Origin of the sequence: Novosphingobium anseongense, assembly GCF_037482895.1 — a bacterium.
Classification (GTDB): Bacteria; Pseudomonadota; Alphaproteobacteria; order Sphingomonadales; family Sphingomonadaceae; genus Novosphingobium; species Novosphingobium anseongense.
The window spans coordinates 771,777-785,238 of record NZ_JBBHJZ010000002.1; the positions used below are offsets into that span (position 1 = coordinate 771,777).

Genomic DNA, 13,462 nt, shown 5'->3' on the forward strand with positions numbered 1-13,462 from the left:
AGCATGATAGGATTGCGACGGCTCGCTCTATGAGCGTCGCTGATCGACTATATGAAAATAGTATGCGGTGATTAATCGGTACAACCGATCAATGGGGGCGAGATTTCCTATTGGATAAGCACGGCCTCAACCCCTAGCTAGGCTCGGTCAGTTTCATCCCGAGCCACATTGGAGAATCACATGGGAATCGTTGGAAGCCAGCTCAAGCCGTTCAATGCGACCGCCTTCCACCAGGGCAAGTTCGTCGAAGGCATCACCGAGGAGACGGTGAAGGGCAAGTGGGGCGTGTTCTTCTTCTACCCGGCCGACTTCACCTTCGTCTGCCCGACCGAGCTCGAAGATCTGGCCGACATCTACGGCGAACTGCAGGGCCTTGGCGTCGAAGTCTATTCGGTCTCGACCGACACCCACTTCAGTCACAAGGCCTGGCACGACACCTCGCCGGCGATCAGCAAGATCAACTACTTCATGCTCGGTGACCAGAACCACGTGCTGAGCAACAACTTCGGCGTCCTGCGCGAAGGCGTCGGCCTGGCCGACCGCGCGACCTTCGTCACCGATCCCGACGGCACGATCCAGCTCGTCGAGATCACCCCCGAGGGCGTGGGCCGCAACGCTGCCGAGCTGCTGCGCAAGATCAAGGCCGCCAAGTACTGGCGCGAGCATCCGGGCCAGGTCTGCCCCGCGAAGTGGGAAGAAGGCGCCGAGACCCTCGCGCCCTCGATCGACCTCGTCGGCAAGATCTGATTTTTGGAGAGGCCGGGCGGTTCGCCCGTCCGGCCATCCTCTCCGAGAGCCGTTTCGTTTCAGGTCGCGTGCGACCCGAACCGCAACCGCTTTCGTTAGTTCACCTTCGCGACGCCGCCTCGCGGTGCGACGCGACATGTTCAGGAAAGGCCAGTCATGCCCGTTCTCGACGCTTCCACAACCGCCACGCTCAAGCAGTACCTCGGCAACCTGCGCCGTCCGATCGAACTCGTCGCCAGCCTCGGCGACGGGCCCAAGTCGGCGGAGATCCGTAGCCTTGTCGAAGAGATCGCGGTGCTATCCGACAAGGTCACCGCTCGCACCGACGGCGACGACGCGCGCAAGCCCAGCTTCGCGATCCATGCGGTCGACGATCCCCGTGCCGAAGTCGTCTTCGCCGGCCTGCCGATGGGCCACGAATTCACCTCGCTGATCCTCGCGCTGCTCCACGTCGGCGGCCATCCGCCCAAGGAAGAGGAAGAACTGCTCGACGCGGTCCGCAACCTGGAGGGCGAGTACAGGTTCGAGACCTTCTTCTCGCTATCGTGCCAGAACTGCCCGGACGTCGTGCAGGCGCTCAACATCATGGCTGCGCTGAACCCCAACGTCAGTCACGTCGCGATCGACGGCGCGCTGTTCCAGGACGAGGTCGAGGCACGCAAGGTGCTGGCCGTCCCCGCTATCTTCCTCAACGGTGAGCTGTTCGGCCAGGGCCGCATGGATCTCGCGCAGATCGTTGCCAAGCTCGACACCGGCGCCACCGCGCGCGCCGCCGAGAAGATCCAGGCCAAGGAACCGTTCGACGTGCTCGTCGTCGGCGGTGGCCCCGCCGGCGCGGCCGCGGCGATCTACGCCGCGCGCAAGGGCATCCGCACCGGCGTCGCCGCCGAACGCTTCGGCGGCCAGGTGCTCGATACGCTGGCAATCGAGAACTTCATCTCGGTCAGCCACACCGAAGGCCCCAAGCTGGCCGCCGCGCTCGAGCAGCACGTCAAGGACTACGAGGTCGACGTGATGAACCTGCAGAAGGCGGTCGAGCTGATCCCGGCGAAGGATCTGGGCGGGCTGCACGAGGTTCGCCTCGAGAACGGCGCCAGCCTGAAGTCGAAGACCATCATCCTCTCGACCGGCGCGCGCTGGCGGCAGATGGGCGTCCCCGGCGAGGACGAATATCGCAACCGCGGCGTCGCCTATTGCCCGCACTGCGACGGCCCGCTGTTCAAGGGCAAGCGCACGGCGGTGATCGGCGGCGGCAACTCTGGTGTCGAGGCGGCGATCGACCTCGCGGGCATCACCGCCCACGTCACCTTGATCGAGTTCGACAGCCAGCTACGGGCCGATGCCGTGCTCCAGGCCAAGCTGCGCAGCCTGCCCAACGTCACCGTCGTCACCTCGGCGCTGACCACCGAAGTGCTCGGTGATGGCGAGAAGGTTGTCGGCCTGCGCTATCGTGATCGCAATTCGGAAGACGAGCATCTGGTCGAGCTCGAAGGCATCTTCGTGCAGATCGGCCTGATCCCGAACACCGAATGGCTCGAAGGGTCGGTGGCCTTGTCGAACCGCGGCGAGATCGAAGTCGATGCCCGCGGCGCCACCAGCGTTCCTGGCATCTTTGCCGCCGGCGACGTGACGACCGTGCCGTACAAGCAGATCGTCATCGCCATGGGCGAAGGCTCGAAGGCCTCGCTCTCGGCCTTCGATCACCTGATCCGGTCGAGCGTGCTCGAACCCGCGTAACGGGGGAATTCCCCGGCTGCTTTCGATTGACTCGCTTCCCACCCGCCCCGACAACGGAGCGGGTGGGATGATATGAAGACACGTAGCTTCGCCTACATCACAAGGTTCATTCGGACGGCGCCCTCGCTGGGTGAGGGCCTTGTCCGTGCGGCGCTGGCCGTGGCGATCCCGACGCTGATGCGCTGGCTGATCGACGCGGGCGCTTCGGGCGTTCCCTTCGTCCTGTATTTTCCCGCGATCCAAATGATCTCGACCTATCTCGGTTGGCGCTGGGGGGCGCTGACGGCCTTCGGCAGCGCGATCGCAGCCTGGGGCGTTTTCCTGCCGCCGCAGTTCGGCTTTTCGTTCGCCTGGTCGCAGATGGTGGCGCTGGCCCTCTTCGCGGTGTCCGCGGCGACGATGGTCTGGGTCGGCAACCTGCTGCGCAACGCCTTGATCGAGATGGAGGAGCGCACGCGACAGAGCGACGACTTCAACCAGGAGCTGCAGCATCGCACCAAGAATTCGCTGCAGATGATGCGCGCGCTGGCCTCTCAGGCTTCGAAGGCGACCGACCCGGCCGAATTCTACGAGATGCTCGCGGGCCGTCTCGGCGCCTTGGCCAAGGCGAACGAACTGCTGCGATTCGGCGCGCTAAAGTCCTGCGCGATCGGCGACCTCGTCGGCGCTGCGATCGCGCCGTTCAATGGCGCGCAGTTCGAGGTCGACGGATCGTCCTGGGCCGTGGCGCGCAACGCCTGTACGCCGTTGATGATGGCGCTCCACGAATTGGCGACCAATGCCAGCAAGTATGGTGCCCTCTCGGTCGCGAGCGGCAAAGTGCGGATCGCCTGGCAAGCCGCGGAGGAGGAAGGACTTTACCAGATCCGTTGGGAAGAGATCGGCGGACCTCCGGTCAGCGCGCCGGTCCATCGCGGGCTCGGTAGTCGCTTGCTGCGTCCGGCGGGCGGAATACCGACGGTCGACCTGCGCTTTGCCCCGGCCGGGGTCACCTGCGAAATGACGGTGATCGCGGCTGAGTCGGGCTAGCCGGCGCGAACGAGCTGGCTGAACAGCCGGGTGACGCGGTCCGCAAGCGTCGCGGTTTCCGATTCCGACGCGATCGCTTCGTCAAGCAGGCCGTGCAGGCCGTGGAACATGAAGGCGGCCGTGGTCAGCGGATCCTCGATCTGCCAGGCGCGGTCGTCGGCCCCAGCGCGCAGCAGCGCGGCGAGGCTGACGACGAAGGCCTCTTCGCTGATCACGCAGCGCTGGCACACGTCGGGATCGTGGAAGATCGCGTCGTGGAGCAGATAGGTGGCGAGATATTCGTCGACCGTCGATCGCGTCCAGGCCGCGAGTCGCGCATTCCAGTCCTGTGGCGGACAGGCTTCCATAGCCGCGTCGACGAGATCGGCGAAGCGTTGCGAATAGCGTTTGCGCAGCGCTTCGAGCATCGCCGCACGGTCGTGAAAGTAGTGGTAGAAGGTGCTTTTGGCGACGCCGGCGCGCTCGGCGATGTCCTCGATACTGGTGGCTGTAACGCCTTTTTCGACGAAGAGCGCGGCGGCCGCATCGAGCAGGCTGGCGAGGCGTTCGTCGCGTCGACGCGGTCCGGGACGGGCGCCGGCGGCGCGGCTGGGGCGGAGAAGCGTGACGGGTGGCGGTGGTGACATCAGCGCATCATTACTCTCATCGAGTGCTTATTGCGAACAAATTGCAATTGACCTTGTTCCGCTCCGGCGATAACCGATGCGTCAATAATCGACCACCAGTCGATTTATACAGATGAGGGCGGTTCGGCAATGTCGGGCGATGGGGTGGTAACGGAACACGAAGCGGGCGAGCCCGCGCAACGGCCGCAGAAGCGTGCGGCGATAATTGTCGTGATCGCGGTCATCGCGGTCTTCGCGCTGCTGTTCGGCTGGCGCTCTTGGCGCAATTCCGCACCGCCGCCGCCTGCGCCGCCGCCCACCGCCGTGGTCGCCGCGGTGGTCAATCCGATCAGTGTTCCCTCGTCGCTCGAAGCTGTCGGCTCGCTGCGCGCGGTGCGCGAGGTCATGCTCGCACCCGAAGTCGCCGGCCGCGTCTCGCGGATCGCTTTCTCGGGCGGGCAGTACGTTGGCGCCGGCGCGACCTTGGTCCAGCTCTACGACGGCCCCGAGCGTGCCGATCGCCAGGCCGCCGCTGCCAAGGCCGAATTCGCCCGGCTCCAGCTCGCTCGCACGCGCGGACTCGTGCCCACCGGAGCCGAATCGCGCGAGATGCTTCAGCAGCGCCAGGCCGAATATGCTCAGGCCGTAGCGGCCGTGCACCAGCTCGATGCCCGCCTTGTGCAAAAGCGCGTCGCGGCGCCTTTCTCGGGCCAGATCGGCGTGCGCCAGATCAACCCCGGCCAGTATCTCAATCCCGGCGACAAGGTCGCTTCGTTGACCGCGCTCGACCAGCTGTTCGTTGATTTCACCGTGCCGCAGCAGGAACTGGCCAAGCTCCAGGCGGGCCGCGAGGTGCGTGTGACATCGGATGCCTTCCCCGGTCGCGTGTTCACTGCGCGCGTCACCACGATCGAGCCGCGCGTCGATGAGGCGAGCCGCAACATCTGGGTCCAGGCGACCCTGGCCAATCCCGATCGCGCGCTGCGCCCGGGCATGTACATCACCGCCGCGCTCGCACTCGATCCGATACCCAACGCGCTGGTCGTCCCGGTCACCGCGATCATGACCTCTGCCCAAGGCGACTCGGTCATGGCGGTACGCGGCGCTCAGGCTCGCAAGGAGGGCAAGGCCGAGCCGGTCGCGGTCAAGACCGGGCGCCGTTTCGGCAATTCGGTCGTGGTCACCAGCGGGCTCAAGGCAGGCGACGTCGTCGTCACGGAGGGCCAGCTGCGCGTCCAGCCCGGGGCCGATCTCAAGGTTTCCAAGCTGATCCCGGCCGCGGGGGAATAGGCCGGTGCAGTTCACCGATCGCTTCATCCGCAGCCCGATCCTGGCGATCGTGGTGTCGCTGCTGATCCTTCTGGTCGGCGGCGCCTCGCTGTTCATGCTCAACACGCGCGAATATCCGAACATGGAAAGCGCGACGATCGTCGTCACCACCGCCTATCCCGGCGCGACGCAAGAGGTGATGCAGGGCTTCGTCACGACCCCGATCAGCCAGGCGATCGCCACTGCGAACGGAATCGAATACCTGACCTCGACCTCGAGCCAGGGGCTCTCCACGGTCAGCGCCAAGCTCGTGCTCAACGCGAATGCCGATCGTTCGATGACCGAGATTCTGGCGCGCGTGCAGCAGGTGAAGAACCGCCTGCCACCCGGCGCGCGCGATCCGGTGATTAACAAGATCACCGACGGCGCTTCGGCGGTGCAGTACATCACCTTCCAGAACCCGAAGATGACGATCCCGCAGCTGACCGACTTCGCCAGCCGCGTGGCCGAGCCGCTGTTCACTTCGGTTCCGGGCGTCGGCTCGATCGAGACCGGCGGCGGCCAGGTTCTGGCCATGCGCATCTGGCTCGATCCCGACAAGCTGACCGCGCGCGGCATTTCGGCGGGCGAAGTGGCGCAGGCGCTGCAGGCCAACAACGTCCAGTCGGCCCCTGGCCAGCTCAAGGGCGCGCGCACCGCGATCAACATCACCGCCTCGACCGACCTGACCAGCGTCGAGGACTTCCGTTCGATGGTGATCAAGAGCACCGATGGCTCGATCGTCCGCCTGGCCGACGTCGCCACGGTCGAAATCGGCGGCCAGAACTACGACAGCAGCGCGAGCAGCTCTGGCAAGCCGGCGGTGTTCATCGCGATAGCGCCGACGCCCGACGGCAACCCGCTCGAGATCGTCGACGCGGTCAACAAGCTGCTGCCCGGGATCGAGCGCGTCGCGCCGCCGGGCACCAAGGTGTTCAACCAGTTCGACGTCGCGCACTTCGTCAATGCCTCGATCGAGGAAGTCCGTTCGACCCTGATCGAGGCGATCGTGATCGTCGTGATCGTGATCTTCCTGTTCCTCGGCTCGTTCCGCGCGGTGATCATTCCCGTCGTCACGATCCCGCTGTCGCTGGTCGGCACCGCCGCGCTGATGCTGGCTTTCGGCTTCTCGCTGAACCTGCTGACCCTGCTGGCCATGGTCCTGGCGATCGGCCTGGTGGTCGATGACGCGATCGTCGTCGTCGAGAACATTCACCGCCACATCGAGGAAGGCCTGTCGCCGATCAAGGCGTCGCTTGTCGGCGCGCGCGAGATCGTCGGGCCGGTGATCGCGATGACGATCACCCTGGCCGCGGTCTATACACCGATCGGTCTGATGGGCGGGCTCACCGGCGCGCTGTTCCGCGAATTCGCCTTCACTCTGGCGGGATCGGTGATCGTCTCGGGCGTGGTCGCCCTGACGCTGTCGCCGATGATGAGTTCCTACCTGCTCAACGACAAGGTCAACGACGGCAAGCTGTCGCAGAAGATCGAGCACACGATGCAGGGGCTGACCAACCGCTACGACCGGCTGCTCGGCAAGACCCTGGCGATGCGCGGCGCGGTGCTGCTGGCGGGCCTGGCGGTGTTGGCGGGTATCGTCCTGCTGTTCGCCGGTGCGCAGCGCGAGCTGGCGCCCGAAGAAGATCAGGGCGTGATCTTCACCCAGATCAAGGGGCCGCAATACGCCAACGTCGACTATACCGCGCGCTATGCGGGCGAGATGACCAAGATCTTCCAGAACCAGGGCGAGTTCCGCTCGTCGTGGTTCGGGGCAGGGCCGGGCAATACCGGTTTCGGCGGCGTCATCCTCAAGAACTGGGAAGACCGCGATCGCAGCGCCGGCGAGATCCAGGCCGCACTCAACGCCGCGGGTTCGGGCCTGACCGGCGTCTTCGCCGCGGTGTTCCAGCCGCCTTCGCTGCCCGCGGGCTCGGGTGGCCTGCCCGTGCAGATGGTCATCCGCTCCTCGGCCGATTTTGGCGAGATCTACCAGCAGATGGAAGCGATCAAGGGCGCGGCCTGGGGTTCGGGCGTCTTCGCCTTCGTCGACAGCGATCTCGCCTTCGACAGTCCCGAAGCGCGCATCACGATCGATCGCGCCAAGGCCGGCGAACTCGGCGTGACGATGGAGGCGATCTCCTCGACTCTCGCGACCCTGGTGGGCGAGAACTACGTCAACCGCTTCAACTATCACGATCGCTCTTACGACGTGATCGCGCAGGTGCCGCAGGACCGTCGCCTGACGCCCGACAGTCTCGGCCGGTTCTACGTAAAAGCGCAGTCGGGCCAACTCGTCCCGCTTTCGACCGTGGTTACGGTCGAGATGCGCCCGCAGGCCAACCAGCTGCCGCAGTACAACCAGATGAATTCGGCGACGCTCTCGGCGATTCTCGCGCCCGGCGCGACGATGGGCCAGGCGGTCGACTTCCTCCAGTCGCAGCCGTTGCCCCCAGGCTTCGAGGTCGACTGGCTCTCGGACAGCCGGCAATACGTCTACGAGGGCAATGCGCTGACCGTGTCGTTCGGCTTCGCGCTGATCGTCATTTTCCTCGTGCTCGCCGCGCAGTTCGAAAGCTTCCGCGATCCGCTGGTGATCATGGTCACCGTCCCGCTCGCGGTCTGCGGCGCGCTGATCCCGCTCTACCTCGGCTTCACCACGCTCAACATCTACACCCAGATCGGTCTCGTCACGCTGATCGGCCTGATATCGAAGCACGGCATCCTGATGGTCTCCTTCGCGAACGAGATGCAGCACAACGAAGGGCTCGACCGCACGGCGGCGATCCGCAAGGCCGCGGCGGTGCGCATGCGGCCGGTGCTGATGACCACGGCGGCGATGGTCGCGGGCCTGGTCCCGCTGCTCTTCGCCAGCGGCGCGGGCGCGGCCAGCCGTTTCGCGATCGGCATCGTCGTGGTCATGGGCATGCTGATCGGCACGCTGTTCACACTGTTCGTGCTGCCCACGGTCTACAGCTTCATCGCGCGCGACCACAGCGCCGCGGCCGACAGCGAACGCTCGAAGACAACGGTCGGGCCGGAGGACTTCTCGCATGCGTAAGCTCGCCGCGATCCTGCTGCCGCTGCTGGCTTCTGCCTGCGCGGTGGGCCCCGACTACAAGCGCCCGACCACGCCGCCGCCGGCGGTGGGGACCTTCCAGACCGTCGCGCCCGGGCTTTCGAGCGCCCCGGCCGAGGACAAGTGGTGGCGGCTCTACGACGATCCCGCGCTCGACGGCCTGATCCAGCGCGCGCTCGCGGCCAACACCGACCTGCGCGCCGCGCGCGCCAATCTCGAGCGCGCCCAGGCCGTGCTGCGCGAGGCGCGGGCCAATTACCGGCCGCAGGGCCAGACCACAGGCAGCGGCCAATACGGCAACTCCGGCGGTTTCGTCGGCCAGGGCGGGCGCTCTTCGGAGTGGATCTACAACGGCGGCATCAACATCGAGTGGGAGCTCGACCTGTTCGGCCGCATCGGTCGCACGGTCGAAGCCGCGCGCGCCGATGCCGATGCGACCGCGGCCACGCGCGATCGCGTTGCGCTGACCGTCGCGGCCGAGACCGCGCGCGCCTATGTCGATGCCTGCGCGCTGGCGGAGAGCATCGCGGTCGCGCGCAGTTCGGCCGACATCGCCCAGCGCCAGCTCGGCCTGATCGATCAGCGCGTGCGCGCCGGCGCCGCGGCGCGGCTCGACAGCGAGCGTTCGGCTACCACGCTCGCCAACATCCGCGCCGAACTGCCCACGCTCGAAGGCCGCCGCCGTGCGTCGCTGTTCGAACTGGCGGCGCTTCTCGGGCTGACCCCGGCCGAAGTTCCCGCCGAAGCCCAGGCCTGCGCACGGGCGCCCAAGGTGCTCCAGGCAATTCCGGTCGGCGACGGCCAGGCGCTGATCGCGCGCCGCCCCGACGTGCGCGAGGCCGAGCGCAAGCTCGCCGCCGACACCGCGCGGATCGGCGTGACCACGGCCGAGCTCTATCCGAAGATCTCGCTCGGTGGTTCGGGCAACTTCTTCCGCAACGGCCAGGTGCGTGGTTCGGACTCGTTCACTTTCGCGCTCGGGCCGCTGCTTTCGTGGTCCTTCCCCAGCGTCCTCGCCGGCCGCACCCGGATCGACCAGGCCGAGGCGACGACCCGCGCTTCGCTGGCGAGCTTCGACGGGGCGGTGCTGACCGCGCTCAAGGAGACCGAGCAGGCGCTGTCGACCTATGCCGCCGAGACCGAACGCAACCAGCGGTTGCGCGAGGCCGTGGGCCATGCCGACGTCGCCTATCGCCTGTCCGACCAGCGCTATCGTGCGGGTTCGACCGGCCTGCTCGATCAGCTCGACGCGCAGCGCGAGCTGATCGCCGCGCGCAGCGCTCTGGCGGCGTCGGACCAGCAGCTGGGCTCGCTGCGGGTGGACCTGTTCAAGGCGCTTGGTGGTGGCTGGGCGGACTTGCCACCCGAGGCCCCACGCCTGAACTAGAGCGCGATCTCACGCGTCACGCCGATCGCTGCGAGGAAGGCGGGATCGTGGCTGACCGCCAGAATCGCGCCGTCGTAGCCGCGTAGCGCAGCCTCGATTACTTCGAGCGATTCGATGTCGAGATGATTGGTCGGCTCGTCGAGCAGGAGCAGTTGCGGCACCGGCGCGGCCGAGAGCACGCAGGCCAGCCCCGCGCGCAGCGCCTCGCCGCCCGACAGCACCGACACCGGCTTTTCGGCATCGACATTGCGGAAGGCGAAGCGCGCGAGCGCGGCGCGCGCCTCGTTGTCGGTCAGCATGGGGTTCAGCCGATGCATGTTGGCGACGATGCTGGTCTCGCGATCGAGCAGTGCGACCTGTTGGTCGAGCAGGGCCATGCGATCGGAGGCCGCCTTCACGCGCCCGCTACGGGGGGCGGTCACGCCGCTAACGAGACGTAGCAGGCTGGTCTTGCCCGCGCCGTTGCGACCGGTGATCGCGATCCGCTCGGGGCCGGTGATCGTGAAGGATAGATGCTCGATCAGCGCGTTTTCGCCCGGTCCCCAGGACACCTCGTCGAAGTCGACGAGCACGCGGTTGGCGGGCAGGCCTGACGAAGGCAGATCGATCGTCAACGGGGTGACGACCTCGACCCGCGCCCGCGCGCCGTCGAGTACGGCCTGGGTCTCGGCGCTGCGCTGGCCGGCGAGGGTGGAGCCGCGCGCGGCGGTGTTTTCGGCGCGTTCCTTCTGACGGCCGAGCAGGATCTTGGGCGCCGAGCCGCTCGCGGCATAGGTGCGGCCGGCCTTGTCGCGTCGGGCTTGACGTTCCTGCGCGACCTGCGCCTCGCGCGCTTGGCTGCGGACTTGTCGCGCGGCGCGGTCGAGATCGCTTTCGGCGGCTTCGCGTGCGGCATCGCGCGCAGCGACCCAGGACGACCAGCCGCCGCCGTGGACGGTCGCGCCGAGCGGGGAAAGCGCGACGATGCGGTCCATCGCTTCGAGCAGGACCCGGTCGTGGCTGGCGACGATCGCGCCGCCGCACCAACCCGCGAGCAGTTCTGCCACGGCCTGGCGGCCCTCCGCATCGAGATTATTGGTCGGTTCGTCGAGCAGCAGCAGGTCGGGCGGATCGATCAGTAGCCGCGCGATCCCGATGCGCGTGCGCTCACCGCCGCTGAAGCTCGCGAGCGGGCGATCGAGTGCGGGCGCGGACAGGCCAGCCTGGGCGAAGGCTTCGTCGATGCGCGCGGGCAGGGTCCAGTCGGCCAGGTCGAAGTCGGCCTCGTCGGCCAAGCCGGCCTCGATGCGATCGAGCCGGGCGAGGGCTTCGCCAGCCCCCAGCGCCTGGGCCACGCTCGCGTCATCGGCAAGCAGGGCCTGGTGCAGCATGCCGATGCTGCCCGATCGCGTGATCGTGCCCGCCAGGGGCGTCAGTTCGCTGGCGATCATGCGCAGCAAGGTCGACTTGCCGGCGCCGTTGCGGCCGACGAGGCCCGTGCGTTCGGCGCCGAAGCTCAGCGAAAGATCGGAAAACAGCGGCTTGCCCGACGGCGTAGCCGCCGCGACAGAGGCGAGGGTGAGAAAGACAGGCATGGATAGGCACCGGGAAATCAAAAAGGACGGGCTGGTTCAGCGCGTCTTCCGGTCCATTCCATCCTCCTGTGCCCTGCCGACACGACGCCGGCGCAGGGACTATATAGGATTGCGTCGCCTGCCGGTCAAACCCAGCCAGCCATCCTCGCGAAAGCGGGGGGCGCTTTCGGATCTTTACGAGATTGCGGGAATGATCGCGAGCGCTCTCCGCTTTCGCGGGGACGACCGGTTGTATGTCAGTCCGCCTCCACGTCGAACAGGTCGCGATACTGGCGCGGTTGCGAGCGCAGGTATTGTGGCGGCGCCTTGACGCTGGCGCCGAGATGCGCAGCGGCGTGCCATGGCCAGCGCGGATCGTAGAGGATGCCGCGGGCGAGCGCGATCGCATCGGCATCGCCGGTGGCGACGATCGCCTCGGCCTGTTCGAACTCGGTGATCAGGCCGACTGCGACCACGGGCATGGTCACTGCCTGCTTGACCGCGCGCGCCAGCGGCACCTGGTAGCTGGGACCGACGGGGATCTTCTGATGATGCGCGAGCCCGCCGCTCGAGACGTGGATCGCCGCGCAGCCGCGCGCTTCGAGCGCCTGGGCCAGGGCTACCGTCTGCTCGATGTCCCAGCCATGCTCGGCCCAGTCGGTGCCCGAGACGCGGACGGTGACGGGCCTGTCCGCGGGGAAGGCGGCGCGCACCGCGTCGAACACTTCGAGCGGGAAGCGCAGACGGTTCTCAAGGCTGCCGCCATATTCGTCCTCGCGGTGGTTCGACAGCGGCGAGAGGAATTCGTGGAGCAGGTAGCCGTGCGCCATGTGTATCTGCACCGCGGCGAGATCGAGCCGCGCGGCGCGCCGGGCCGCGGCGGCGAAGGCTTCGCGGATTTCGTCGAGGCCGGCTTTGTCGAGCGCGAGGGGCGGCACCTCGTCCGGCTCGAAGGCGAGCGCCGAGGGCGCGACGGTCTGCCAGCCGTTTTCGTGATCGGGGGCGAGTTGCTTGCCGCCGTGCCAGGGCAGGTCGGTCGAAGCCTTTCGCCCGGCGTGCGCGAGCTGGATCGCGATCGGCATGTCCGACCACTTGCGCACGCTGGCGAGGACATCGGCCATCGCCGCTTCGGTCGCGTCATCCCACAGGCCGACATCGGCGTAGGAGATGCGGCCTTCGGGCAGGACCGCGGTCGCCTCGATCGTGAGCAGGGCGGCGCCCGACAGCGCAAGCTGGCCGAGATGGATCGTGTGCCAGTCGGTCATGCGGCCATCGACCGCCGAATACTGGCACATCGGTGCGATGACGATGCGGTTGGCCAGGGTCTGGTCACCCACTGTCAGGGGTTCGAACAAACGGGGTGTGGACACCGTGCCTCCTAATTCGCAGGTTTCGGCACGGAAGGATGCTCGCGGGCCGATGCGTGGGCCGGACGGCCGCGCTCGGAGAAGCTGGCGAGGATCGGCCGGAATACAAGCGCCGGCACGCGCAGGGGGACCGAAAGAAAATCTGGTCCCGACGATAGTTGGAGAGGGGTCGCCTCGGTGGCCGCCCCTCTCCGAACTCGTCGTGCTACCGAAGGTAGCAAGCTTCGCGCTCCGCCCGAAAGAGGAGGCGCGAAACGAAGGGCTTAGCCGTTCAGCTTGTCCTTGACCGCCTTGGCAGCGGCGAAGGTCAGCTTCTTCGAGGCAGCGATCTGCATCGCGGCGCCGGTCGCCGGGTTGCGGCCTTCGCGAGCCGGGCTGTCCTTGACCTTGAACTTGCCGAAACCGTTCAGCGAGACTTCCTCACCCTTGCCGGCAGCGTCAGCGATCGCGGCAAAAACGCCGTCGACGTACTTGCGAGCGTCGGCCTTGGTGATGCCGTGCTCGCCCGCGAGGCTGTCTGCGATGTCGTTGTTGTTCATGGAAATCGGTTTCCCTTCAGTGATGAGGCGCGCCCGCTAGACGAGGAAGCTGGCAATTTCCAGTGCCAACCATCCGGAATCGTACTGTTTCCGCCATAGCGGGGCGGGATC

General features: G+C 67.0%; 10 protein-coding genes. 6 read left to right on the forward strand and 4 right to left on the reverse strand.

The features are described 5' to 3' along the window. Positions 1–180: 180 nt before the first annotated feature. The 3 genes from ahpC to WG901_RS12445 all read left to right on the forward strand — a co-directional run bounded on the left by ahpC (position 181) and on the right by WG901_RS12445 (position 3,513). Positions 181–747 carry an alkyl hydroperoxide reductase subunit C gene (gene ahpC / locus WG901_RS12435; RefSeq protein WP_264444102.1) on the forward strand — a complete coding sequence of 189 codons (567 nt, stop codon included), beginning with the start codon at positions 181–183 and terminating at the stop codon, positions 745–747. A 156-nt stretch (positions 748–903) separates the two neighbouring features. Continuing rightward, positions 904–2,484 carry an alkyl hydroperoxide reductase subunit F gene (ahpF, locus tag WG901_RS12440; RefSeq protein WP_339587387.1) on the forward strand — a complete coding sequence of 527 codons (1,581 nt, stop codon included), beginning with the start codon at positions 904–906 and terminating at the stop codon, positions 2,482–2,484. Positions 2,485–2,556: 72 nt separating this feature from the next. Beyond that, on the forward strand, positions 2,557–3,513 hold the full coding sequence (locus tag WG901_RS12445) for a sensor histidine kinase (RefSeq protein ID WP_339587388.1): 957 nt from the start codon (positions 2,557–2,559) through the stop codon (positions 3,511–3,513). Here WG901_RS12445 and WG901_RS12450 read toward each other — a convergent pair. Next, on the reverse strand, positions 3,510–4,139 hold the full coding sequence (locus WG901_RS12450; RefSeq protein ID WP_339587389.1) for a TetR/AcrR family transcriptional regulator: 630 nt from the start codon (positions 4,137–4,139) through the stop codon (positions 3,510–3,512). The genes WG901_RS12445 and WG901_RS12450 overlap by 4 nt on opposite strands. 144 nt (positions 4,140–4,283) lie before the next feature. Between WG901_RS12450 and WG901_RS12455 the strand changes: the two genes are divergently transcribed. From WG901_RS12455 to WG901_RS12465, 3 genes are read left to right on the forward strand one after another with little or no spacing between them, the layout of a single operon-like run. Beyond that, entirely contained in the window at positions 4,284–5,408 is a 1,125-nt protein-coding gene (locus tag WG901_RS12455) for an efflux RND transporter periplasmic adaptor subunit (protein WP_339587390.1), read from the forward strand. Positions 5,409–5,412: 4 nt separating this feature from the next. After that, positions 5,413–8,487: an efflux RND transporter permease subunit gene (locus WG901_RS12460; RefSeq protein ID WP_339587391.1), complete on the forward strand. Its 3,075-nt coding sequence runs from the start codon at positions 5,413–5,415 to the stop codon at positions 8,485–8,487. Then, the gene (locus WG901_RS12465; RefSeq protein ID WP_339587392.1) at positions 8,480–9,892 is read left to right on the forward strand and encodes a TolC family protein; all 1,413 of its coding nucleotides are present in this window, start codon (positions 8,480–8,482) and stop codon (positions 9,890–9,892) included. Before WG901_RS12460 ends, WG901_RS12465 begins: the two co-directional genes overlap by 8 nt. On the opposite strand, the gene WG901_RS12470 is transcribed toward WG901_RS12465, so the two are convergent. The 3 genes from WG901_RS12470 to WG901_RS12480 all read right to left on the reverse strand — a co-directional run bounded on the left by WG901_RS12470 (position 9,889) and on the right by WG901_RS12480 (position 13,351). Next, entirely contained in the window at positions 9,889–11,466 is a 1,578-nt protein-coding gene (locus WG901_RS12470) for an ATP-binding cassette domain-containing protein (protein ID WP_339587393.1), read from the reverse strand. The two genes, WG901_RS12465 and WG901_RS12470, sit on opposite strands and share 4 nt — an antisense overlap. 236 nt (positions 11,467–11,702) lie before the next feature. Further along, complete coding sequence (locus WG901_RS12475) at positions 11,703–12,815, reverse strand: NADH:flavin oxidoreductase/NADH oxidase (RefSeq protein ID WP_339587394.1); 1,113 nt, start codon at positions 12,813–12,815, stop codon at positions 11,703–11,705. Between the two features lie 260 nt (positions 12,816–13,075). Beyond that, positions 13,076–13,351: an HU family DNA-binding protein gene (locus tag WG901_RS12480; RefSeq protein WP_339587395.1), complete on the reverse strand. Its 276-nt coding sequence runs from the start codon at positions 13,349–13,351 to the stop codon at positions 13,076–13,078. Positions 13,352–13,462: the final 111 nt, after the last annotated feature.